The sequence below is a fragment of the Heyndrickxia acidicola genome (genome assembly GCF_001636425.1).
Taxonomy (GTDB): domain Bacteria; phylum Bacillota; class Bacilli; order Bacillales; family Bacillaceae_C; genus Bacillus_AE; species Bacillus_AE acidicola.
This window is the reverse complement of record NZ_KV440953.1, coordinates 3,108,907-3,133,413: the sequence shown is the minus strand read 5'-3', so window position 1 is coordinate 3,133,413 and position 24,507 is coordinate 3,108,907. Positions and strand designations below refer to the sequence as shown.

The following is a 24,507-nucleotide window of genomic DNA, read 5'->3' as shown; positions in this document are numbered from 1 at the left end:
ATGAGGGGTGAAATTCATGAGCATTAAAGCTGAAGAAATCAGTGCACTGATAAGAAAGCAGATTGAAAATTATCAGTCTGAGATGAAGGTTACGGATGTAGGTACTGTTATCCAAGTAGGTGATGGTATCGCACGTGCTCATGGCCTGGATAATGCCATGGCTGGTGAACTTTTAGAGTTTTCAAACGGTGTAATGGGTCTAGCCCAAAACCTTGAAGAAAACAATGTAGGTATTGTAATCCTCGGACCATATAAGGATATTCATGAAGGTGATGAGGTTCGCCGTACAGGACGCATTATGGAAGTTCCTGTAGGGGAAGAACTGATTGGACGTGTGGTAAATCCGCTGGGACAGCCTGTAGATGGCCTTGGTCCAATTAACACAATAAAAACTCGCCCTATTGAAAGCCCTGCTCCTGGCGTAATGGACCGTAAATCTGTTCATGAACCGCTACAAACTGGTATTAAAGCGATTGATGCACTAGTGCCAATCGGCCGCGGACAACGTGAATTGATCATTGGTGACCGTCAAACAGGTAAAACAACAGTAGCGATTGATACGATTCTAAACCAGGCAGATCAAAATATGATTTGTATATACGTAGCGATCGGACAAAAGGAATCTACTGTCCGTAATACAGTTGAAACACTTCGTAAGCATGGAGCTTTGGATTACACAATCGTCGTAACTGCATCAGCTTCTCAGCCGGCTCCGTTATTATACCTTGCTCCATATGCAGGTGTAACGATGGGTGAAGAGTTTATGTATAACGGTAAACATGTACTTGTAGTATATGATGATCTGTCAAAACAAGCTGCAGCATATCGTGAACTTTCCTTGCTGCTTCGCCGTCCTCCAGGCCGTGAAGCTTATCCAGGGGATGTTTTCTACTTGCATTCCCGTCTTTTGGAAAGAGCTGCGAAACTAAGTGATGCTAAAGGTGCAGGTTCCATTACAGCACTGCCGTTTGTTGAAACACAAGCAGGAGATATTTCAGCTTACATTCCAACAAACGTTATCTCCATTACAGACGGCCAAATCTTCTTGCAATCTGACCTTTTCTTCTCAGGTGTACGTCCAGCAATCAATGCCGGATTATCCGTATCCCGCGTAGGAGGAAACGCACAGATTAAAGCGATGAAGAAGGTTGCCGGTACTCTTCGTCTTGACCTTGCTGCATTCCGTGAATTAGAGTCATTTGCTCAATTCGGCTCTGACCTGGATAAAGCAACACAAGCCAAGCTTGCACGTGGTGCTCGTACAGTAGAGGTATTAAAACAAGATTTAAACAAACCTGTAAAAGTAGAAAAACAGGTTATGATCCTTTATGCATTAACAAAAGGACATTTGGATGACATTCCTGTCCAGGATATCGTACGTTTTGAACTTGAATTCTACGGATGGCTTGATCTAAACCGTGAAGAACTTCTAAGTGAAATCAGAACAACTGGGGGACTTCCAGCAGACGAAAAAATCGTATCTGCTATTACAGACTTCAAAAAGACATTTGCGAAATCTGAGTAATAAATAAAAGTAAAGCATTCAACCATATAAATGTGAATTCGGATGGCCTTCATGACTTAACGGGCATGAAGGCTAATATAAGACGAGGGTGGTGAGATGAGTGGCATCCTTACGTGATATAAAAACTCGTATTAACTCGACTAAAAAGACAAGCCAAATTACAAAAGCGATGCAAATGGTTTCTGCTTCCAAGCTTAACCGTGCTGAATTAAATGCTAAATCCTTTGTTCCATATATGGAAAAAATTCAGGAGGTAGTTGCTAATATTGCTCTTGGCAGCCAGGGACTAAGACACCCTATGCTGATAGACAGGTCTGTGAAAAAGACAGGTTACCTTGTAATTACATCTGATCGTGGTTTAGCAGGAGCTTTTAACAGTAACGTGCTTCGCCAAGTATATAACAGCATCCGCGAAAGACATCAGTCAGATGATGAGTTTGCGATTATTGCTATAGGCAGAATTGGATTTGATTTTTTTAGAAGCCGCAATATAAATGTAGCATTAAGTATAACGGGCCTGCCAGACCAGCCGTCATTTACTGATATTATGGATATTGCAAGGAAGACTGTAGGAATGTACTTAGATGAAACGTATGATGAACTATTCCTTTTCTACAATCACTATGTAAGTGCAATCCAGCAAGATGTTACATCCAAAAAACTATTGCCGCTTTCTAATATCAATACAGTAAACAAACTGACTTCCTATGAATTTGATCCATCACCGGAAGAGATTCTGGAAGTATTGCTTCCACAATATGCTGAAAGCTTGATTTATGGTGCGTTATTGGACAGTAAGGCAAGTGAACATGCTGCCCGTATGACAGCTATGAAGAATGCAACAGACAATGCAAAAGAATTAATTGACACGCTTACTCTTTCATATAACCGTGCCCGCCAGGCAGCTATCACTCAGGAAATTACTGAAATAGTCGGCGGTGCTGCTGCACTGGAGTAGTAAGAGTTAATTTATTAAATGAAATATGAAAAAGGGTTCTTGAATTGTGTTTAAGAACCGAATATGCAGGTTAGGAGGGAATTTAATGAACACAGGGCGCGTTCTGCAAGTAATGGGACCAGTTGTTGACGTTAAGTTCGAAAACGGCAAGATTCCAAACATTTATAATGCGTTAAAAGTTCAATATAAAGCGCAAACTTCGACTGAAAAAGATGTTGATTTGACTTTAGAAGTTGCACTGCATTTAGGAAATGATTCAGTTCGTACGATTGCTATGGCATCTACAGATGGTGTTCAGCGTGGAATGGAAGTACTTGATACAGGTGCTGCTATTTCTGTCCCGGTTGGTGATGTTACTCTAGGCCGGGTATTTAATGTTCTTGGTGAAACAATCGACTTGGACGGTAAGCTTCCTGAAGAGGGAATTCGACGTGATTCTATTCACCGCTCCGCTCCAAGCTTTGAACAGCTGTCAACAGAAGTAGAAATTCTTGAAACAGGAATTAAAGTAGTAGACCTTCTTGCCCCATATATCAAGGGTGGTAAAATTGGACTATTTGGTGGTGCCGGTGTAGGTAAAACCGTTTTAATTCAGGAACTTATCAATAACATTGCCCAAGAGCATGGCGGTATTTCTGTATTTGCCGGCGTTGGTGAGCGTACACGTGAAGGAAATGACCTTTACTATGAAATGAAGGATTCAGGAGTTATCAGTAAAACCGCAATGGTGTTCGGACAAATGAATGAGCCGCCGGGTGCGCGTATGCGTGTTGCGTTAACAGGCTTGACAATGGCTGAGTTCTTCCGTGATGAGCAAAGCCAGGACGTACTATTCTTTATTGATAACATTTTCCGCTTTACACAAGCTGGATCTGAAGTTTCTGCATTGCTTGGCCGTATGCCATCTGCAGTTGGTTATCAGCCAACTCTTGCTACTGAGATGGGACAATTGCAGGAACGGATTACATCTACAAATGTGGGATCTGTAACATCTATTCAGGCGATCTATGTACCTGCGGATGACTACACTGATCCGGCTCCAGCAACAACATTTGCTCATTTGGATGCAACAACTAACCTTGAGCGTAAGCTTTCTGAAATGGGTATCTACCCTGCGGTTGATCCATTGGCTTCGACATCTCGTGCATTATCACCTGAAATTGTTGGTGAAGAGCATTATAATGTAGCACGTCAAGTACAACAAACTCTGCAGCGCTATAAAGAATTGCAGGATATCATCGCTATCCTTGGTATGGATGAGTTAAGCGATGGAGATAAACTAATTGTTCAACGTGCTCGCCGTATCCAATTCTTCTTATCTCAGAACTTCCATGTTGCCGAGCAATTTACAGGGCAAAAGGGATCTTACGTACCTGTTAAGGACACTGTTCGCGGATTCAAAGAAGTGTTGGAAGGAAAATACGACCACTTGCCAGAAGATGCTTTCCGTTTGGTCGGCCGTATCGAGGAAGTTATCGAAAAAGCAAAAGAAATGGGCGTAGAGGTATAATTTCGGGACCAGGAGGATAAAAAATGAAGACACTAAAAGTCAGTATTGTCACTCCAGACGGCCCAGTGTATAGTTCAAATGTGGAAATGGTAAGTACAAAAGCCAAGAGTGGTGAAATGGGTATTTTGCCGGGACACATTCCGACAGTAGCACCACTTGAGATTGGTGCAGTGAGACTTAAAGATGGCGGTAACACTGAGCTTGTAGCAGTTAGCGGCGGCTTCCTTGAAGTTAGGCCCCAAGAGGTAACAATTCTAGCTCAAACTGCTGAAACGGCAGCAGGGATAGATATTGATCGTGCAAGAGAAGCAAAGATTCGCGCTGAACAGCGCATTGAATCCAAGCTGGATGATATAGATCAAAAACGGGCTGAATTAGCTTTAAGAAGGGCTATAAACCGTATTAACGTGTATGAACGTCGCTTTTAATAGGAAAGACCCTGCGATTATTGGTAATCAAAGGGTCTTTTTTACTTGCATTTTAAAACTGATAGTTGTATTATTTGTAATGTATTTGTAACAATCGAAAAAAATATTTGCATGAAACTATTTCCCTGCATAGTTCGTCTAAATGATGTGGCGTCTTTTAGTGTACTACTTGCTCAGTTGTAATATTGAATAGGTAAGAAAGTAACTAAAAACTTAAACAATCTATTATGGACAAGTTTTAGTTTTGTCTATATTGGGTATTTTAAGCAAGTAGACATTAAATAAAGCCTGTGTGTTGATTATTCATGATCAGAAAACACTCTATATCAGAATAACTGGTTATGCAGCAAAATGACAGCAGGAGGATCTAAATGATTTCAGGTTTTGGCCAGCAGGCCATTATCAGCATCCTTTCCCATTTGGCCTTTATAGCGATTACTTTTTGGGCACTACAGGCGTTTCATATTGAAAAACTTCTTAAACCGAATAGGGTTTTTCAAGCAAGGGTGCTGATTATTTTAATTACCATAGCTATAGGCTCAGCAGTAAGCAATTTTTTTCTTGATTATTTAACCTGGGCACAGCAACTACCAATGCTTTTTCAAATGATCCTGTAAAGGCATAGGCTTTCTTACATATATTCAAAGTGTCTTTGAATTAGTATGAAGAGGTTGACTGGAGATTGTCAAAGTCTCTTTTTCGTAAACTCTGTTGCTATTCGACAAAAAATGATTAAAAATTTAGGAGCACTATAAAAATTATTGATTAACTTACGAAAAGATGCCACGAAGATAGTCCCAATACGGAATGTAAAGCAGTAATTTATGCGAAAACAGTCTTGTCAAAAGATGACGACTTTTCCCAAGTATGTCCTTTCCATTAGTAGTAAACACTTTTACTAAGGGGAGGAATACACATGAAAAAAAATGCATTTTTTATTACGGTGATTTTATTTATATCTGTGGCTTTGCTGATTGTTTCGGGGAAAAACATGGCCTCAGCTGATTCTGTATTGGATATGAATAAAATAGTAAAGGTTTCAAAAGAATTTCATGGCAATATCACTGGATGGTCTTTATATGCAAGAGAATCATTTGATTGTTCATCGCAAAGTGACTGGTTAAATAAGGTCGCGTCCTTAAAGAGCGAATTTCCAAATATGAATTGGCAGATTGCTTCTGATGCACGTTCTAAAAGTGCAACCGGGCAATTAATTCATAAAAACAGTGTCGAAACAATTAAGTTGGTGTCGACCCTTACAAATCAACAGCCAATGTCGTATTTATTATATGAGGTGAGCGGGGATCGGTGGAATGATCAAACAGCTGAGGAAGTTAACAGGAAATTCAACAATAAATTGGCTGTTCTATTTAATGAAAAGCCGCTTATTTTCTCTTGTATCAAAGGCGAATTCAATGATAAAATGGATAATGTTTTGTTGCCAAAAGCAAACAATATTCTAAAAAGCCTTAAAGCGGTTAAGAAAGAAGATTTAGAAGAAGAAGATTTTGTTTCAATTTCAGCATATTCACCGCTATTTTCAGAAAAACTTCCAACTAAGAACAGCAGTATGAATGTGCAAGTTGGATTAAGGAAAACTGGATTGGGCGCTAAGACGACCTTCGTTATTGGCACACCTATCATAACGATTGAATATTAATATAGAGAAAATGGACGCGGAGGGGAATACTCTTGGAAAAAATCATCGTCCGCGGCGGAAAAAGGTTAAATGGTACGGTACAAGTAGAGGGTGCTAAAAATGCCGTATTGCCTGTTATCGCTGCAACATTATTAGCAAGTGAAGGAAAAAGTATCATACGTGATGTACCGCAACTCTCCGATGTATATACAATAAATGAAGTGTTACGCTACTTGAATGCAGAGGTAACCTTTGATGGAAGCAAAATAACTGTAGATGCATCAAGAGAGTTATTAATTGAAGCTCCATTTGAGTATGTAAGAAAAATGCGAGCTTCTGTATTAGTAATGGGGCCCTTACTGGCGAGAGAGGGTAAAGCACGTGTTGCTTTGCCTGGAGGGTGTGCAATTGGATCAAGGCCAATTGATTTGCATTTAAAAGGCTTTGAAGCAATGGGGGCAAAGGTTAGAGTTGGAAATGGTTTTATTGAAGCAGAGGTAAAAGATCGGCTTCAAGGAGCAAAAATCTATCTTGACTTCCCAAGTGTTGGTGCAACTCAAAACATAATGATGGCTGCAACTTTAGCAAAGGGAACAACAACAATTGAAAATGTTGCCAAAGAACCGGAAATTGTGGATCTGGCTAATATTTTAAATGAAATGGGAGCGGTTGTAAAAGGAGCAGGTACCGGTACAATCCGCATTGAAGGTGTGGAAAGGATGTATGCGGCAGATCATGCCATAATTCCTGATCGCATTGAAGCCGGAACTTTTATGATTGCATCTGCAATTACAAAAGGAAATGTATTGGTTAAAGGTGCCGTTCCTGAGCATTTAACATCCTTAATTGCAAAGCTTGAAGAAATGGGTGTAACCATTCTTGAAGAAGCAGAGGGTCTTCGCGTTATTGGACCTGAAAAGCTAAAGGCTGTAGACATTAAAACCATGCCTCACCCAGGTTTCCCGACAGATATGCAGTCACAGATGATGGCTTTATTATTAAATGCAGAAGGAACTGGAATGATTACAGAAACGGTTTTCGAAAACCGCTTTATGCATGTTGAAGAATTCAGAAGAATGAATGCAGATATTAAAATTGAAGGCAGGTCAGTTATTATCAATGGACCATGTGAGCTTCAAGGTGCAGAAGTTTCTGCGACTGATCTGCGTGCAGCAGCAGCATTAATCATTGCCGGATTAAAAGCAGATGGCTATACTCGTGTAACAGAATTAAAGCATCTAGACAGAGGATACTTAAACTTCCATCATAAATTATCTTCCCTTGGCGCAGATATAGAGCGAGTGAATGAAGAAGCAGAGAACGAGAAATCAAATCAATTTGTTTCCGATATGAACGTATAATTAGTAAAAGCCCGTACATAAGTATGGGTTTTTATTTTTTTTGGCTTTATAAGAGTTAACACTGCGCTTGGCAAGAGGAGATTGAAGATAAACCAGCAGGACAACAGGACGCTGCCAAATCCCAATATTGATCTGAATCTGATGTTGATTAATGAAAAGCACAAGATTTTTTAAAAACCAAAAGGAGTCTAGTACATGCTTAGTTTCTTGATTTCCCCCTACTATTCAAATATGCAAGAAATGTGAGTATTATTCATAACTCAAATTGAAGAATTCAAGAGAATATGTCCTTAATTGAATAACGGAGGAAGTTAAAAATAAACTGTTATCTAAAGGTGGACAGCAGTAAAAAATTGAAACCTTCTTAAGATTAATACGTTATATAGTCCAAGGGGGAATAATAATTGAGAAAAAAGTATAGTGTGCTTATTGGAATTGTAGTTGTTGCGGTAGTCATTGTCATTGCTTTTATGTCCAGCTACAATGGATTTGTATCTGAGGAAGAAAATGTTAATCAATCCTATTCACAAATCCAAAATCAGCTTCAAAGAAGAATGGATTTGATTCCCAATCTTGTAAACACTGTAAAAGGGTACGCTGCCCACGAAGAAAAAGTGATAAAAGATATTTCTGATGCACGGGCTCAATTGGCTGGAGCCGAGTCACCAGCCTCACAGGCAAAAGCAAATGACCAGCTCTCAGGTGCTTTAAACAGGCTGCTTGCCGTTTCGGAAAATTACCCTGATTTAAAGGCTAATCAAAATTTTACACAGTTGATGGATGAGCTTGCAGGGACAGAAAATAGAATTGCAGTAGCCAGACGGGATTATAATAATGAGGTTGCATCTTACAATAAAAAGGTGAAAAGATTCCCGGGGGCCATTGTAGCAAATGCGTTTGGCTTCCATGAAAAAGAGTACTTTCAAGCTGCAGCAGGTGCAGATAAGGCTCCGACTGTAGACTTTAATAGTGATAAAAAATGATTAAAAAGGGCTTCCTTTTAACTGCCTTATGGGCCTTTATAACGGTTAGTTTTTTCACTGTAAGTGTTAAGGCAGAAATACCTGATCCTGTAGGAAATATTTATGTTCAGGACCATGCCGGCATCCTTTCCAGCGAAGACAAAAAGGAACTGGCACAATTAGGGGAACACCTTAATGATAAAACTAAAGCACAAATTTCCGTTTTAACAGTAAAAGGTCTGGATGGAAAATCAGTGGAGGAGTATGCAGTAGACGCTTTTAGAAAATTTCAGCTTGGCGATAAAAAGTTAAATAATGGTGTATTATTATTAATTGACACAAAGGGAAGACACATTCGCATTGAAGTAGGGTATGGGTTGGAAGGAGCTCTTCCAGATGGAAAAGTAGGAAGAATATTGGATGAGTATGCAATTCCCTACCTCAAGGACGAACAGCCAGCTAAAGCGGCTGTAAACACCTATAAGAAGCTTTACAATGAGGTGGCATTAGAATATAAAATAGACGATAAAACCAATCCTAAGCCATATGAATCAAGCCAGGGACTGCCATTATGGCAGATCATGCTGATTGCCGCGGCTCTGTTGATTCTTATTACAGTTGATATAAAGTTCTTTGGAGGCACCTTCACTTATCTAATCCTAAATATTGCATCGGCTTTCTTTAGGAATGGAGGCGGAGGAGGCGGAGGAAATCAAAAAGGCGGCGGTGGTTCATCTGGCGGCGGTGGTGCAAGCAGAAATTGGTAACAACAAAATAAAAGTAAGTACCGGCTTTTATTTAGAAAAGGCCGGTTTTTTTATTTATAGAATCTGTTAATCTTGCCTGTTTATTTCTGTTGCTGACAATCTCATTCCGCGGTCGGTAGGGAAGCCTCCTCTGACTCGTCTTATGCTGGTCGCCGATGAACGAGCGCTCTCCGCTTTTCTTGTCCAGCTTCGTGCGCTATCGGCTCGAGGTCATAAGCCAAGCCAGAGGATAGGTTAAAGAGCAAACCTCACCTCTGGCTCATCTTATGCTGGTCGCCGATGAACGAGCGCTCTCCGCTTTTCTTGTCATAATTGCTTGTCCATTTCCATATGCTGATTATAGATTGTAAGTTTTCAATCGTATATCAGAGCTGTTTTCCTATTAATTCGTTTAAGGGATTAATCGGAATTTTGTAAGTTTTCCTTTCTTCTTTCTTTTGCTTTATAAAAGCTTGGAGATAGACCATTGTTCACTAACGCCCAAATAACAACACAGCTTACGAAAAGAGTCTAAATCAATAATGGAGGCACTAGTCATGAAACAAATGAAACCTGTATTCGCAGCTTCTATTCTCATTATTTTCGTATCTTGTTTGATCCCCTCACTGCTTGTTCTTCCCTTTTCATCAAACAAAACCAACTCCCTCCAGATTCACTCTCCTCATAGAACGGTTAAGAGGACAGGTGCAGAGATAGAAGTATCTGTATACCGGTCAATGAGCAATAAAACGGAAACTCTTCCTCTTGAAGATTATGTAGCTGGAGTAGTAGCTTCCGAAATGCCAGCTAACTTTAATATAGAAGCCTTAAAGGCTCAAGCTCTTGCTGCCAGGACTTTTATTGTAAATCATTTATACTTTGGAGGCCGGTCCGATTTACCTGGAGGAGCAAATGTCACAGATACCCCAAATGATCAGGTTTTTCATAATAAAGCCGAACTAAAGAAAATCTGGGGGAAAGATTACCAGGAAAATTTCAATAAGATTAGTCAGGCTGTTTTAAGTACAAAAGGGCTCATTATCACATACAATGGAGAACCGATTTCTGCGTCTTTTTTTTCAACAAGTAATGGATATACAGAAAACTCCGAGGATTATTGGGGAAATAAGGTTCCTTATTTAAGAAGTGTGAAAAGCACGTGGGATGATTCATCCCCTAAATTCTATAAGCAAGTAAAAATATCGGCGGCCGAAGTGGAAGCGAAGCTAGGCGTCCATATTCCGGCTAATGGAAGCATCGGGACTATCATTTCCAGAACAGCAGGCAACCGTGTCGGCACCGTTACTATTGGAGGCAAGAGCTTTACAGGAAGACAGGTTAGAGAAGCCCTTAACCTGGCCTCATCCGATTTCAGCTGGATAAGAAAGGACAATGATATTATCTTTACAACAAAAGGATATGGCCATGGTGTGGGGATGAGCCAATATGGAGCTAATGGCATGGCACAAGAAGGAAAGAAATTTACGGATATTGTAAAGTATTATTACAAAGGAGTACAAGTGACTGATTATTTAAGCATGCTGGAAAAGCAAAACGGCAAAAAACTATAATAGCAAGCAGGAACAGCTTCCATCATTTAAGTGATGGAGCTTTTTTAATTTAAGGCATTGTAAGAGAGGACTATGTTGGTTGTTAGCTCATTGGTGTGAAACAGCTGTTTCTGTAAAATGAGCTGAAAAACGAGAGTTATCAATATAGAAGCTTTAATACAATTTTCTCTCTGATTCCCCCGCCATTCTCTTTTCATCAATTTTGAATGATGGTCAAAATTCACTCTTATGGACCCAATAAAATAATAAATCATGCATAGAAAAAAATATTTGTCGAATAATAATAAATTTAAATTCTTTCTCCTCATGTATATATTTCCAGTTATCTGTTCAAACTGATTGTTGAGGTGATGAAAATGAGAGAGGAAGAAAAGAAACAATCTTCTCAAGTAAAAAGCTTGTTTAGAAAACGGTGGGTGTATCCAGCAATTTATTTAGCGAGTGCAGCATTAATTATTACAGCAATCTTTTGGTACCAAACTGCGGGAAGTAACTCTGCCAAAGACCAGTTTAAGAAAGATGGAAGTGAGTTATTAGGCCAGAAGGCAGATAAAAATCCGGCAGTTGAGGTAGGAAAAGCAGTTGAGGACTTTAAAATGCCTTTAGAAAATCCGGAATTGGCAAAAGTAGAAATGGGATTCTATGATGCAAAAGCATCTAAGAAGCAGCAGGAAGCAGCCATGGTGGTTTATGGTTCTACTTATTCTCCAAACCGTGGAATCGATATAGGCATGAAAAATGGCAAGGAATTTAAGGTAGTAGCATCGATGGCAGGAACTGTCACAAAGGTTTCAGAAGATGCAATGCTTGGTAATGTAATCGAAATTCAGCATTCCAATGGTGTTGTGACTCAATATCAATCTGTGAAAGACTTCCAAGTAAATGTTGGAGACAATGTTCAACAAGGACAAGTTATAGCGAATGCTGGAAACAGCCAGATTAGTGAAAATGAAGGTATCCATGTACATTTTGAAATCCGTAAGGACAATGTCGCTGTAAACCCAACAACTTATTTTGGTAAACCATTGTCTGCCGTTCAAGTAGATGGAGCAGCTTCTCAATCAAGCAATTCCAATAGTACTCAACAATCCAGTCCTTCAAACGGACAGGATACAAACAGTAAATCTCAGGACTCAAATTCTACACCCGATACAAATGATTCCCAAGGCTGATTAAAAAGCTGGGCAAAGAGCAGAAATTAGATGTTCTGCTCTTTTTTATATGCAGTCTGTCCGGATTGAGTTTTGGATTAGTTGCTGCAGGGTTAAAAAATATTTTTTTCTAAATTTTCTTAATATCCTGTCCTTATTATTTAATTCGTGCATATATTTTTATCCAAGCTAATAAAATATTACAAACTTGACAAAAACAAAGAGAGTGTTTGAGGTGAAGAGTCGTTAACCATAAATATATACAGTTAAAGACATGACTATTCCTTGCAAAAATAGAGAGCAGTTCTCTTTGCTTTCTTCCGCATACATAATCAAGCAGATGTTCGAGACTATTTAAAATGATAATCGCTTCTCTATGCGGCCTCTACTATTCCATTGAAGTGAAGGCGAGTCTCATTTCACACTTCTCACATCCAATTTGGGGAGGGCGAGTGGTGTGCACGATTACATCAAAGAGAGAACTATCAAGATTGGAAGATATATCGTGGAGACGAGAAAAACAGTTCGCGTAATTGCGAAGGAGTTTGGCGTGTCCAAAAGTACAGTTCATAAGGATCTTACTGAACGATTGCCGGAAATTAACCCGGACCTAGCAAATGAAGTAAAGGATATATTAGACTATCATAAATCGATTCGCCATCTTCGGGGCGGTGAAGCAACGAAACAGAAGTATAAGAAAGAAGAATTCCAAAGCAACTAAAACATGAGCGCGGAGCCATTCATCTAAACAATGGTTCCGGGCTTTTATTGTATAAAAGCTTCTGTTATGACTCAATGTTGATTGGATCGGAAGGCGCGAGACTCTTGCGGGAGAAGCGGGTTAGGGTAGAACCCCGCAGGAGCGTGCGGCGAAAAGGCTTTCCTGCCGCCCGCGGAAAACGAGTCCTGCTACGGAAATCAACAGGCAAGATTAACAGAGCCTAACATAAAAATGTTTAAGAAAATTTGACAATTGATTCCTTATCTCGACATTTTTATGCTAAAATATAAAATTAGGGAAATAGAGACTTTAGTATGATATGAATACACAAAATCCTTTGACAATAAGGGCTAAATTAGCCGATACAGTTGATTTTCCAATCGGATCTATAGATGTGACGAATAAAGGATAGTTGATCAACATGAATCTTAATAAAGCCAGATAAAAAAGAAAAAATAATTGGAAGGAGCAGGCAATTCATGTTTGCAAAAGATATTGGTATTGATCTAGGTACTGCAAATGTTTTAATACATGTAAAAGGTCAAGGAATCGTTTTAAATGAGCCATCAGTGGTTGCTATTGATAAAAATCAAAATAAAGTACTGGCGGTAGGAGAAGAAGCCAGACGCATGGTTGGACGGACACCAGGAAATATTGTAGCTATCCGTCCTCTGAAAGATGGAGTCATCGCAGATTTTGATGTGACGGAAACAATGCTTAAGTATTTCATTAATAAATTAAATGTAAAAGGCTTTTTATCCAAACCAAGAATTCTTATCTGCTGCCCAACAAATATCACAAGTGTAGAGCAAAAAGCCATTCGGGAAGCTGCTGAAAAGAGCGGAGGCAAGAAGGTTTACCTCGAAGAAGAACCAAAAGTTGCGGCTATAGGGGCAGGAATGGATATCTTCCAGCCAAGCGGAAACATGGTAGTAGATATTGGAGGAGGTACAACAGACATAGCTGTACTTTCCATGGGTGATATTGTAACGTCTGCCTCTATTAAGATGGCTGGGGATAAGTTTGATAATGAAATTCTTCAGTATATTAAAAAAGAATATAAATTGTTAATTGGCGAGAGAACCGCTGAAAACATCAAAATAAACATTGGCACGGTATTCCCTGGTTCACGTAATGAATCAATGGAAATCAGGGGAAGAGACATGGTTTCCGGCCTGCCTAGAACCATTACTGTAAATTCAGTTGAAATAGAATCCGCTCTTCGTGAATCGGTGGCTGTCATCACTCATGCGGCAAAAAATGTCCTGGAAAGAACTCCGCCGGAATTATCTGCAGATATTATCGACCGCGGTGTTATTTTAACAGGTGGCGGAGCGCTTCTTCACGGAATCGACCAGCTTCTCGCAGAGGAACTGAAAGTACCAGTATTAGTTGCTGAAAACCCGATGGATTCTGTAGCGGTGGGAACCGGCATTATGCTCGAGAATATTGATAAAATCTCCAGAAGACGTTTTGGATAATTATTTTCTTTTACCCGTCATGACTCAATTTGAACCCAAAAGGCATTTAATAACTCTTCTAATGGGGTGGAAAAGAATATGTTGAGGGGCTTTTACACTGCTGCTTCTGGAATGCTCGCGCAGCAGCGTTTAACCGATATGTTAACCAATAACTTAGCCAATGCAAATACACCGGGTTTTAAACAGGATCAGTCTTCCATAAGGGACTTTCCTCAGCTTTTGCTTCAACGTATGGACCAGCAGAGTCTGCCTGTGAAGGATGCACCGTCTCTTCCAAGCTTTACTCAAGTCGGCAGTTTAAGTACTGGAGTATACCTTCAGGAAACACAGCCAAAATTTTTACAGGGAGATTTGCAGAATACGGGGAAAAAGACGGATCTCGCCATTGTTGATCAAGGAACGAATTCCAGTGCTGATAGTTTTTTTACTATACAGGGGGAAGATGGTCACGTCCGCTATACTCGAAACGGTAATTTTACTCTAGACCAGAATGGGTATTTGACACAGGATAACGGGTTATATGTCCTGGATAGCAACGGAAATAAAATTCAGCTGAAAAGTGATCAATTCACAGTAGATAATAACGGGAACATATCAGAAAACGGGAATCGAGTGGCAACACTTGGGATTGCCTATACGAATAAACCGATGTCTTTGATAAAAGAAGGAGACGGCCTTTATGGAACTGTAAATAATGCCAAGCTTCCTGCCTCGCAAAACACTCAGTTCACTTTAAATCAAGGATTTCTTGAAGCATCTAATGTTGATCAAACGCAAGTAATGACACAAATGCTTGCTGCCTATCGTTCTTTTGAGGCAAACCAAAAAGTTCTCCAAGCCTACGATCAAAGTATGGATAAAGCAGTAAATGAAGTAGGCCGTGTAAATGGGTAATCTATCTAATGCTGGAATGAAAGGGTATGAAAAATGAATCAAACCATGATTACTGCAGCTGCCACACTTGGACAACTCCAAAAGCAAATGGATATTATCAGCAATAACATTGCTAATATTGATACGAATGGCTATAAGGGCAGAGATGCGACTTTTGCTGACCTTCTTGTTCAGCAGTTTGATAATCAGCCTGATCAAACAAAAGAAGTTGGAAGAAATACCCCATATGGAATAAGAATCGGAGCAGGGGCAAAAATAGCTCAATCACAGCTGGATGAATCACAGGGGGCAGTTAAACAGACAAATCGTCCCTTGGATGTATCATTCACTAAAGAGAATCAGTACCTAAAGGTTCTTAATGATCAAAATGGGCAAAACAGCATCTGCTACACGCGTGATGGGAATTTGTCTGTTTCTCCTGTTGGGAAAAATGAGCTAATGCTTGTAAATAGTTCTGGTCTTCCGATATTGGATGAGAATAATAAGGTCATTACTTTTCAAGATAACGTGAAAGATTATACGATTACCGAACAAGGTCAATTTAAAGTAAACTCGGTGAATGGACAAACCACTTCTTTTAATTTGGGTGTGGTAACGGCAGATAAGCCGCAGTTTCTTGAGCAAGCGGGTGATAATCTGCTAGATGTTCCTTCACAATTCTCAGCAAACCCTGCTGGTATCATAAAAGAGATGACAGGGCCATTAAGAGCGCAAGTATCGATGCAGCAGGGTGCATTAGAATCTTCGAATGTTGATATGGGAAAAGAAATGACAGATCTATTGAATGCACAGCGTTCCTATCAATTTCAATCGAGGGCCATTACCCTTTCAGACCAGATGGCCGGTTTAGTTAATAGTCTGCGATGAAAATAGGTTAGTGGTAAGCTTCAGAAGCTTGGAGACGTTACGTAAACTTTTAATTTTTTTGAGTTAGCCTTAATCTAGGGAAGGAGTTGACAGCTCCTTCCCTTTTATTTGGCTCTTAATGCAGTGTTTGATGATCCTGTTCTCTTTGAACAAGGCTGGTTTCACATAAATTGTTGCTTTACTTATAAGGGATTATTCCGTATGTTGTCTGTCGTCGTGGCATCTTTTCGTAAGCTATTAAAAGTTTTAATGCTGAACCTGGGTTTTTACTCCTTTTTTGTGTGAAAAGCAACAAAGTTTACGAAAAGAGCCTTGTACAATAATGTGTGATTTTGAAATGGGACGAAAATTTTAGTATGATAAGAAAAGGGACAATACATAGTGGAGGTTCAACAAATGTTAAATACAGATCAGATTAAGGAAATCATACCTCACCGGGATCCATTTTTACTTATAGATGAAATTCTGGAAGTGGAAGAGGGAACGAAAGCGGTAGGAATTAAAAATGTAACTGGGGATGAGGACTTTTTCAGAGGCCATTTTCCAGGTTATCCGGTAATGCCAGGTGTTCTTATAGTGGAAGCCCTCGCTCAAGTCGGTGCTGTTGCCATGTTAATTAAAGAAGAGAACAGAGGCAAGCTTGCTTTCTTTGCAGGAATAGATAAATGCCGATTTAAACGCCAGGTAAAACCAGGAGACCAATTACATCTGGAAGTGGAAATAGTCCGTATTAAGGGCCCAATTGGGAAAGGCAAAGGGATTGCTAAAGTAAATGGGGAGATTGCCTGCGAAGCAGAAATTACATTTGCTTTGGAAAAATAACCATATAAATTAACAATCTGCTGAAATGAAGGTTCGGGATTCCTGATACATCTGTCAGTTTTCCGAATCTTTTTTTGTTGCTAGTAAAAACTGAGGTAGAAATTTCCATGTTTAATCAGTTGATGAAAATGTTTTTTTCAAGTAAAATACATTAATGAATAACGTATGAATTTTCTATCAATTGGATTTATCTTAAATTAATTATCTTTTTGTGAATGTAAAGCAAGTTTGTATTTTGCTAAAGTAGGGTAGGGGGTACTTCCACAAATGTCTAATGAACTTTCATCAGGAATAAAAATTAGCATCACACGATCCATTACATATGTCTTTGAACAATATATGGAAAGTCTTGAGTGGAATGAGGAGAAATTCAGCCATGAGGCATTCATTCAGCATTGGAAGGATTATATCCAAAACCATGCATCTTGGTACAAAAAAGTTGATGAAGATATAAAAACAAGTTCTGATTTTCATGAATATATTGCGTCAAAAATGAATGAAGTAATAGATCGAATTCTTTCTGAAGCTCCTACTAAAGAGCAAATAGAGGAAATCGAAAAGCTGGAAAAACAAACAGGCAAGGAATATACATTTTCATGCAAAGCGGAAGCGAAATATATTCTTGGTAAACACTTATCTGCAAAGAAATAGTTTCTGTCCGCATTGCGATCAACAGCAAAGAGTCAAAGGTTCCTGCTATATTAAAAACCTTGTACTTTAATCCTTGTTTATATCGAATAGCAACAAAGAATTTAAAAAGAAGCTCAGTGAAACAGCAGAGCTTCTTTTTTAATAGATTAATCGTCAAAGAGGGATCTTCACTTAAAGCTCTTTTCGTAATCTTTTTTTGATATTTGACATAAAAAAGGATGGAAAACCCAGGTTCAGTATTAAAACTTATTAATAAAGTTACAAAAAGATGCCGCGAAGACAGACAACATAAGAAATTATCCTTTATACGTAAAGCATCAAACTATGCAAAAACAGCTTCACTTATATACCTTTTATTGATAAGATTGCTCTCTTACATTTCCATTCCTGCTTTTCCTCTTTAATACTAATTTAAATTCCTTTATCAGCTCTTCACCGGATAAGCCCTTTTTAACAAGCCCTTCTAAAAGCTCTCCAGTATTTTCTCTGGTTCTTGTACTTAAGAAGCCTTGGAGCAAGATGCTTACATGTTCTTCGAATACCTGCACGCCGAGTATAGTAGTGCGGAAGGGAGCCGGGGGATTTGCTTCATGGGTAATGACAACTTCTACTTCCATCTCCTGAGAACTGTCTTTTGCTTTCTGGAAATACTCTGAATACTGATTATCCAAATAGGCTTCGATCAACCAGGTTTTTTTTCCGTCTTCTTTATTAATAATCAATCCATCCACCAGAGGGATGTCTCTTTCTTGGTCCTTTTCCAATACGGTTAAAGAAATGATTTTAAATGTTTTCATATCGATTCCCCCCGTCTTATTTATCCGAATTATAACATACATTGACCATAAAAACGGAATACCATTTCAGCGGTTTAGTTGAATTCCTGCTTTTTGAAGTGGTGAAGTGATGAAAAACATTCAAAATAGTTTTTTGGAATTCTTTTCGTTAAGAAAAATGCATTTATGTGAATGTGAAAAAGCAGGTATTCAAGTTTATTTAGGATGGAAAATAGTATTTCCTTTATTTTACTAATGTCCGGCATAGGAGTAAGATCAATGTAACTTAAAGGAAAGGAGAGAATGTAACAATTGATTAATCAGGTTACCTTGGTTGGCAGATTAACAAAGGATCCTGACATTCGGTATACAATGGAAGGCAGGCCTGTTCTGAATATTACGTTAGCGCTAAACAGGCAATATCGTAATAGTCTAGGAGAATTTGAGACAGACTTTGTATTATGCACGTTATGGAATAAAGCAGCGGAAAATACGACAAAGTATTGCAGAAAAGGATCCGTCATAGGAGTGATGGGGCGAATTCAAACAAGAAATTATGAAAATCAAGATGGAAAGAAGGTCTATGTCACTGAAGTTGCTGCGGATACGGTAAAGTTCTTAGGAGGTAAGCCATTGGAGGATCGCGATTTACAAGCCGCAGTAAAGATGTAAAGGATGATGAAGAGGAGGCCGGAATTGGAGGCATTAAAAAAAAGAATTGAAACATTGGAATACTTGGTAGAAGAGTTGATTTTTAAGCTTGGAAAAAATAATCAGCGTATCAGCTTTTTAACGGCCCAAGTGGCTTGCCTTGAAAAAGAGCTTAAAAGAGATTCGAATGTCTACCAGCCTAAACTGTTAAGTCACTAACCCCTATTTACCCTCTATTTTCCTCATCAGATAGGAATTCAATTAACCTCACATTTCCCCAGAAGGTGTAAGACCCTCCCGAAATTCGGAAGGGTCTTTTTTTGTGGAAGGGTATATGCTAAAAGGTGGGTTGATTAAATGCTATCGTGCGGTAAAGCACTAAAGGGGTCTGACCCCTTTAGTGGGATAAAGTGTTTTGGGTGTATGTATTGCGATTTATTTGCAGGGATTTTGCCTTCAACACCGGCGGATGCAAGCAGTTTTCTTAAAGGAGAAACGAAGAGGATAAAAGATAGGAAAAAAATTATGAAAGAGTTCTCTATGGAGTGATGAAAGACAAAAGCGTGAGAGAAAACTAGAGAAACGTCCTTCATAGGGTGATGAAGGACAAAAGCGTGAGAGCAATCTAGAGAAATGTCCTTCATAAGGGTGATGAAGGACAAAACGGGGAGAGAAAAGCAGGGAAACGTCTTTCATAAGAGTGATGAAGGACAAAAGCGTGAGAGAAAACTAGAGAAACGTCCTTCATAAGGGTGATGAAGGACAATACCGAGAGAGAGATCCAGGGAAACGTCCTTCATAAGGGTGATGAAGGACAAAACCGAGAGAGAGATCCAGGGAAACGTCCTTCATAAGGGTGATGAAGGACAAAACCGAGAGAGAAAAGCAGAGAAACGTCCTTCACGAGGGTGATGAAGGACAAACCAGTGAGAAAAAATCAGAGAAACGTCCTTCATAAGAGTGATGAAGACAAAAGCGTGAGAGAAAAGCAGGGAAACGTCCTTCATGAGGGTAATGAAGGACAAACCAGTGAGAAAAATCCAGGGAAACGTCCTTCATAAGGGTGATGAAGGACAAAACCGAGCGAGGAATTCAGTGAAAAGCCCTTTAGAAGGATGAGATGAAGTCCAAAGTCAAAGGCAAAGGTGAGAGGAGAATCACTAAAAAAGTCCTTCATCAGAGAATATATTTATTCAAAAAAGCCCATGAGTCTAGCAAAAAGAAGAGAAGATAGACGCTCAAAAACAATAAAAAAAGCCTGACCCCATTAATATGAGCGGGGCCAAGCCTGTTATAACCAGCATTGGGAAGAGCCTGGTATTGCCTTTTCAGATAGAACGCAGTTCAAAAGCTTTTAAAGCTGTTCTCTCTGCTTTATCCTCTTACATTGTAAGCGACAATAGATTTTGAAGTTCAACGTTAGAGAGTTCTGTAATCCAATCATCGCTTTGGATAATTTCATCGTTGAGCGACTGCTTTTTCTCCAGCATGGCATCGATTTTTTCCTCTAACGTTCCTGTTGTAATTAGCTTATGAACATGGACGAACCTTTTTTGGCCAATTCGGTAAGCGCGGTCGGTTGCCTGATTTTCAACGGCTGGATTCCACCAACGATCATAGTGAATGACATGGTTGGCAGCGGTCAGATTTAACCCTGTGCCGCCAGCTTTCAAGGATAAGAGAAAAACAGGGAATTCGCCTTCCTGGAAACACTGGACATATTCATCCCGCTTTGCTTTTGGCATGCTTCCGTTTAAGAAAGGGACAGTTATCCCGTATTCTTCCTGAAGGATATGCTGAATCATTTCTCCCATGCCGATATACTGCGTGAATATTAAGCAGGCTTCCTTCGAATCGAGAACAGACTCTATAAGCTCCATTAGTTTTTCCAGCTTATAAGAGCGTTCTCTAATGGAGACTGGCTTCTCTTCTTTAAGATAAAGTGAAGGGTGGTTGCATAATTGTTTCAGCCTATTTAACATCTGAAGAATTAATCCTTTACGCTGAAAACCAGTCAGCTGTTCAAGTTCGTTAAAAGTATCCCGCATTAGCTGTTCATAGAGAGAAGCTTGTTCGGCAGTCAGCGGGCAATACTCTTTTTGCTCTAGTTTGTCAGGCAGGTTTAGCTCGACCTCCGGATCTTTTTTCGTTCTCCTCAATAGGAAAGGGCGGATTAACCCTTGCAACTCCTGAATTTTGCTTTGATCCTCGTCTTTTTCAATAGGAACGATAAATCTTTTTTGGAACTGTGTGAACGTTCCTAAAAACCCATGGTTAGTAAAATCGAAAATGGTCCACAACTCAGAAAGCCTGTTTTCCATTGGAGTTCCAGTTAGTGCGATTTTATGGCCGCCGTTAAGCTTTCGAATGGCCCTCGATTGTTTAGTTTGTGCATTCTTGATGTTTTGGGCTTCATCTAATGCAATGGTACTCCAGTTTAGAGATAAAAGTTCTTCCTGGTCAAGCTGTGCCAGCCCATAACTGGTTAGCACAATGTCCGTGCCTTCCGCTTCTTCCTTAAAATAGTCAGCTTTTAAACGGTTAGGTCCATAGTGGAGCTTTACATTTAACTCAGGAGCGAAACGGTCTATCTCTTTTTGCCAGTTGCCCAATACGGATGTAGGGCAGATAATCAGAGCGGGGGCATTAGAACCTGTATTCTGTTTGACATGCAGTAAATAGGCAATGAGCTGAATGGTCTTTCCAAGTCCCATATCGTCAGCCAAAACGGCCCCTATCCCAACGCTTCTTAAAAAGCCTAGCCAATTTAGTCCCTGCTGCTGATAGGGTCTTAGCTGTCCCTTAAACGGCTTTGGAATAGCAACATTCGGAATGCTGTTTAAATCCTTAAGCTGATGGATGAATTTCTTAAGCGATCTGTTCATTTCGATTTGGATGTTGGCAAAGGCACGCGGGCTGAATTCATCTACTTCATCTGTCTCACTTGGAATTAGCTCCTGTTCGAGTAAATCGCGCATAGTGAGCCCTTCCTGTTTTGCCCTCTGCATTAGCTCTTGAAGCTGTCGAATCATTTTTGGATCCAGCTTAATCCATTGTCCATTCACTTTCGCAAGATGCCGCCTTTGCTCCACCAGCTGCTGAAACTCTTCTTCCGATAATTCAGCCCCCTGCATGGACAACCGCCAATTAAAATCCAGCACTGTATTAAGGCCTACAAAGGACGGCCTGTAATTCGTATTGTTCTGTTTCATTTTTGCTTTCAGCGTCAGCTGCGCTTCCCGCAGACTTGCCCACCACGATGGTAAAAGGATGTCTACACCAAGAAATGTCAGCTTTTCACTTGCATTCGTAAGAAACTCCCATGCGAGACCTTCGTCCAGCTCCTGCTTCAAAGCTCCTTTTTCTTCTAACCAGGGAAAAAGCGTTAGCCATCCTTCTTGTTCATGTTGAATTTCATCCATGTACGGAAGCCACTTTTTAGGGATTTTATCTTCTTTTGTAATCGAAATAATTTTGTCCTTGTCTTTTTTATCCTTAATAATGGTTTCAAGCTGCCACAAATCGTTTTCATCTTCAGGTTCAAGAAGACGAAGCCCTATAGAAAAGGGTCTATCATTGGCTTCTTCAACCCACTTTTGAAATCGTTGTTCGTCAAAATAACTGGTTAATTCGGAAGAGGTAAGGTGTGATCTTTTTAAGGCATCAATCTTTTGTTGAATCCGGCGATTTTGTTGTAATAAACTGGATACGGCATGATGAAACCATTCTTCAATCAGATTTTTGGCTGTATCCCCGTCTACTTTGTGCTCCCAGAACGATGAGGAAAATTCATCCTCGACCATTGCAGGAAGGTTCCATTTTATAAAGTCGTCTTCATCATCCATAAAGGCAGGGGAATACAATTTTTGTGAGATAGCTTCAAAGATAATGGAAGAGGCAGAGAAAAAAAGCTCGCCTTTTTCGTCCCACTCCAACCGCAAGAGAGAATTGAAGCTTTCTTTTCCAAGCAGAGTAACGAGCATCCAGCTATTTAATTCCAAACCTAGGTGTGACTGAAAGGCTGCCTTTGAAATCAGCGTTCCAAAAAAACTTTCGTCATGCCATATAAAGAGGGCACGCTTCCATTCATCCGGGTCAATATCTTTTCCGTTTTCATCGGTAACATAAAGAAAAAAGTTCCCATACGATTGATTATCGATATGGACAGTTAACGTATTGGAATTAAGCATCTATCAGCTTTCCCTTTCTGCATTCTTCATGAAAGGCACGGAGTCTTTTGGTCTTATTTAATAAATTCTCAAAAAAAGCAGACCATGCCTCATTTCTTTTTTGCTTCTTATATAATGCTCGTAGTTTTTTTAAGTACTTTACTGTCTTTTTATAGGAATCGCGGCTTTTGTTAAGCAAAAGTTTATCAATAGCATCATGGTACAGAGGCAAAAGCACATGTGGAGCCTCTTTAGTGATGATATCAATGCGCCATTTTTCAATATCGCTTATATCATTGCCTCTTAAATTTTGGAGTTCTGTCCATTCACGGTACTTCTTTTGGTTGAACAGATAATCACTATAATGATAAAAACTAAAAGGCAATAGATGTATGTACAGCTTTTCCAGCAGGCTGGCGTTTTTTTCAGCTAGCATGCTTTCATCTATTGTCCGCAGGAATAAAAGAATAAAAGCCCTGCGATCCTGATCATTTGACTGATTCTGAATAAACACTGGAACAAATGGCAGGATGGCATTCAAATAACGATAAACCTGAGCATAGGCTTTTTTATCTTTAAAATAATTCAGCCAGAAAGGAGAGAAAAGTGTGATATTCTCATCGTTATTATGTTCAATTTGATGGATGGCTTCATCATCATATCCGCATAAAATGGCCAGATGAATGGAAGCGATCCTGGTCCTTTCATTACATAATGGTGCAGGCAGGGATTGCAAACGGTCAAATTCCATTTTTCTCCATACCAGCTGTTTAATAAGCAGTGTCCATAGCATTCGATATAATTCAATAAATTCAAAAGTAAATTGGGTGGCTTCTTCTAATAGATAAACAGAGTTTTCCCTTAAATAAGCCAAATAAGGATCGAAAGCAAAAGGAAATGCGGAAACAGATAGATTATCAAGAGCATCTGCCGCTTCTTCAAGCATAAATTGGAAAAAGGAGCGGGACCAATAATGATGCTCAGCAATGGATATTTTATTAATCTGTTTGAACGATTCGTATACCACAAAAAGCTGATATAGAGGTCTCCACTCCCGTTCAATAGGAGAAGCGGCAATCAGTTTTTCATATTTTTTCCGGATGCTGTGCTCATAAGAATAGGGACTATGCAGATCTGCATCATCATAAGCGTGCTCCATCCGTTTAAGCCACGCTTCCACCTCTGAGATTGGAGCGGGTGACTTTTCCGCAAGGAGATCGCTGCCTCTCTTAATTTGCTTTAGGATATCCAATGGATTTTTTGCTTCCTTCCAGCTTTGTACCCAATGAAAGACACTGTCGTTCTCACTATACAAAGAAAAAAATAAGGCCATAATATGTCTGCAGAGCCCGTCGAATGGACAGGAGCAGTCACTGTTTTGAACATCGGCCAAATCGATTATAGAGGTTACAGGAGTGACATCCTGCACCTTGGCCGTAACAGCGTTATGCAATGCCTTCCGCTGAAATACCGAATGCTGGCGAAATAAAAGGAGCCCCTTTTGCACCAGTTTTTGATGCTGCTCATTGGAGGGGTCAAGCTTCTTCTTCAATTGGTCAGCTGCAATTTTTATACCATCTTCCATATTGGTTTGCACCTCTTTAAAATGGAGTTTAGCGCAAAC

The 24,507-nt window shown here is 39.6% G+C and carries 23 protein-coding genes; 20 read left to right on the top strand and 3 right to left on the bottom strand.

Annotated elements, in window-relative coordinates; genetic code table 11:
• The first annotated feature begins 16 nt into the window (after nucleotides 1-16).
• From atpA to A5N88_RS14545, 17 genes are all read left to right on the top strand, one after another.
• Nucleotides 17-1,525, top strand: a complete 1,509-nt coding sequence (atpA, locus tag A5N88_RS14625; protein WP_066267364.1) for a F0F1 ATP synthase subunit alpha — start codon at nucleotides 17-19, stop codon at nucleotides 1,523-1,525.
• A 100-nt stretch (nucleotides 1,526-1,625) separates the two neighbouring features.
• Nucleotides 1,626-2,483, top strand: coding sequence for a F0F1 ATP synthase subunit gamma (locus tag A5N88_RS14620; RefSeq protein WP_066267363.1), 858 nt, complete (start codon nucleotides 1,626-1,628; stop codon nucleotides 2,481-2,483).
• An 85-nt stretch (nucleotides 2,484-2,568) separates the two neighbouring features.
• Entirely contained in the window at nucleotides 2,569-3,993 is a 1,425-nt protein-coding gene (gene atpD, locus A5N88_RS14615; protein ID WP_066267362.1) for a F0F1 ATP synthase subunit beta, read from the top strand.
• Between the two features lie 23 nt (nucleotides 3,994-4,016).
• Entirely contained in the window at nucleotides 4,017-4,421 is a 405-nt protein-coding gene (locus tag A5N88_RS14610; RefSeq protein WP_066267361.1) for a F0F1 ATP synthase subunit epsilon, read from the top strand.
• Nucleotides 4,422-4,792: 371 nt separating this feature from the next.
• Nucleotides 4,793-5,038 (top strand): DUF1146 family protein, encoded by a 246-nt coding sequence (locus A5N88_RS14605; protein ID WP_066267359.1) that lies wholly within the window; start codon nucleotides 4,793-4,795, stop codon nucleotides 5,036-5,038.
• A 299-nt stretch (nucleotides 5,039-5,337) separates the two neighbouring features.
• Nucleotides 5,338-6,081, top strand: coding sequence for a YwmB family TATA-box binding protein (locus tag A5N88_RS14600; RefSeq protein WP_066267358.1), 744 nt, complete (start codon nucleotides 5,338-5,340; stop codon nucleotides 6,079-6,081).
• A 32-nt stretch (nucleotides 6,082-6,113) separates the two neighbouring features.
• A complete protein-coding gene (murA, locus tag A5N88_RS14595; protein ID WP_066267356.1) occupies nucleotides 6,114-7,421 on the top strand; it encodes a UDP-N-acetylglucosamine 1-carboxyvinyltransferase in 1,308 nt (435 codons plus the stop codon).
• Nucleotides 7,422-7,843: 422 nt separating this feature from the next.
• Complete coding sequence (locus A5N88_RS14590) at nucleotides 7,844-8,404, top strand: LemA family protein (protein ID WP_412733819.1); 561 nt, start codon at nucleotides 7,844-7,846, stop codon at nucleotides 8,402-8,404.
• Nucleotides 8,401-9,150 (top strand): TPM domain-containing protein, encoded by a 750-nt coding sequence (locus A5N88_RS14585; RefSeq protein WP_066267352.1) that lies wholly within the window; start codon nucleotides 8,401-8,403, stop codon nucleotides 9,148-9,150. The genes A5N88_RS14590 and A5N88_RS14585 overlap by 4 nt, the downstream gene beginning before the upstream one ends.
• Nucleotides 9,151-9,686: 536 nt before the next feature.
• A complete protein-coding gene (spoIID, locus tag A5N88_RS14580; protein WP_066267350.1) occupies nucleotides 9,687-10,700 on the top strand; it encodes a stage II sporulation protein D in 1,014 nt (337 codons plus the stop codon).
• A 356-nt stretch (nucleotides 10,701-11,056) separates the two neighbouring features.
• A complete protein-coding gene (spoIIQ, locus tag A5N88_RS14575; RefSeq protein ID WP_066267349.1) occupies nucleotides 11,057-11,872 on the top strand; it encodes a stage II sporulation protein SpoIIQ in 816 nt (271 codons plus the stop codon).
• A 436-nt stretch (nucleotides 11,873-12,308) separates the two neighbouring features.
• Entirely contained in the window at nucleotides 12,309-12,572 is a 264-nt protein-coding gene (spoIIID, locus tag A5N88_RS14570; RefSeq protein ID WP_066267348.1) for a sporulation transcriptional regulator SpoIIID, read from the top strand.
• 479 nt (nucleotides 12,573-13,051) lie between these two features.
• Nucleotides 13,052-14,053: a rod shape-determining protein gene (locus tag A5N88_RS14565; RefSeq protein WP_066267347.1), complete on the top strand. Its 1,002-nt coding sequence runs from the start codon at nucleotides 13,052-13,054 to the stop codon at nucleotides 14,051-14,053.
• A 78-nt stretch (nucleotides 14,054-14,131) separates the two neighbouring features.
• A complete protein-coding gene (locus A5N88_RS14560; protein ID WP_066267346.1) occupies nucleotides 14,132-14,947 on the top strand; it encodes a flagellar hook-basal body protein in 816 nt (271 codons plus the stop codon).
• Nucleotides 14,948-14,980: 33 nt separating this feature from the next.
• On the top strand, nucleotides 14,981-15,814 hold the full coding sequence (locus tag A5N88_RS14555; protein WP_066267344.1) for a flagellar hook-basal body protein: 834 nt from the start codon (nucleotides 14,981-14,983) through the stop codon (nucleotides 15,812-15,814).
• 396 nt (nucleotides 15,815-16,210) lie between these two features.
• On the top strand, nucleotides 16,211-16,636 hold the full coding sequence (fabZ, locus tag A5N88_RS14550) for a 3-hydroxyacyl-ACP dehydratase FabZ (RefSeq protein WP_066267343.1): 426 nt from the start codon (nucleotides 16,211-16,213) through the stop codon (nucleotides 16,634-16,636).
• A 267-nt stretch (nucleotides 16,637-16,903) separates the two neighbouring features.
• Nucleotides 16,904-17,287, top strand: coding sequence for a hypothetical protein (locus A5N88_RS14545; RefSeq protein ID WP_066267341.1), 384 nt, complete (start codon nucleotides 16,904-16,906; stop codon nucleotides 17,285-17,287).
• Between the two features lie 353 nt (nucleotides 17,288-17,640).
• Here A5N88_RS14545 and A5N88_RS14540 read toward each other — a convergent pair whose 3' ends face one another.
• The gene (locus A5N88_RS14540) at nucleotides 17,641-18,084 is read right to left on the bottom strand and encodes a YwpF-like family protein (protein WP_066267339.1); all 444 of its coding nucleotides are present in this window, start codon (nucleotides 18,082-18,084) and stop codon (nucleotides 17,641-17,643) included.
• Nucleotides 18,085-18,375: 291 nt separating this feature from the next.
• On the opposite strand from A5N88_RS14540, the gene A5N88_RS14535 reads away from it, so the two are divergent.
• The 3 genes from A5N88_RS14535 to A5N88_RS26175 all read left to right on the top strand — a co-directional run bounded on the left by A5N88_RS14535 (nucleotide 18,376) and on the right by A5N88_RS26175 (nucleotide 19,775).
• Entirely contained in the window at nucleotides 18,376-18,735 is a 360-nt protein-coding gene (locus tag A5N88_RS14535) for a single-stranded DNA-binding protein (protein ID WP_066267335.1), read from the top strand.
• Between the two features lie 24 nt (nucleotides 18,736-18,759).
• Nucleotides 18,760-18,933, top strand: a complete 174-nt coding sequence (locus A5N88_RS24990; RefSeq protein ID WP_157090687.1) for a hypothetical protein — start codon at nucleotides 18,760-18,762, stop codon at nucleotides 18,931-18,933.
• A gap of 707 nt (nucleotides 18,934-19,640) precedes the next feature.
• Nucleotides 19,641-19,775 (top strand): hypothetical protein, encoded by a 135-nt coding sequence (locus tag A5N88_RS26175; protein WP_260525561.1) that lies wholly within the window; start codon nucleotides 19,641-19,643, stop codon nucleotides 19,773-19,775.
• Nucleotides 19,776-20,096: 321 nt separating this feature from the next.
• Here A5N88_RS26175 and A5N88_RS14525 read toward each other — a convergent pair whose 3' ends face one another.
• The gene (locus A5N88_RS14525; RefSeq protein WP_066267331.1) at nucleotides 20,097-22,904 is read right to left on the bottom strand and encodes a DEAD/DEAH box helicase; all 2,808 of its coding nucleotides are present in this window, start codon (nucleotides 22,902-22,904) and stop codon (nucleotides 20,097-20,099) included.
• Nucleotides 22,897-24,468, bottom strand: a complete 1,572-nt coding sequence (locus A5N88_RS14520; protein ID WP_066267328.1) for an SWIM zinc finger family protein — start codon at nucleotides 24,466-24,468, stop codon at nucleotides 22,897-22,899. Before A5N88_RS14520 ends, A5N88_RS14525 begins: the two co-directional genes overlap by 8 nt.
• Nucleotides 24,469-24,507: the final 39 nt, after the last annotated feature.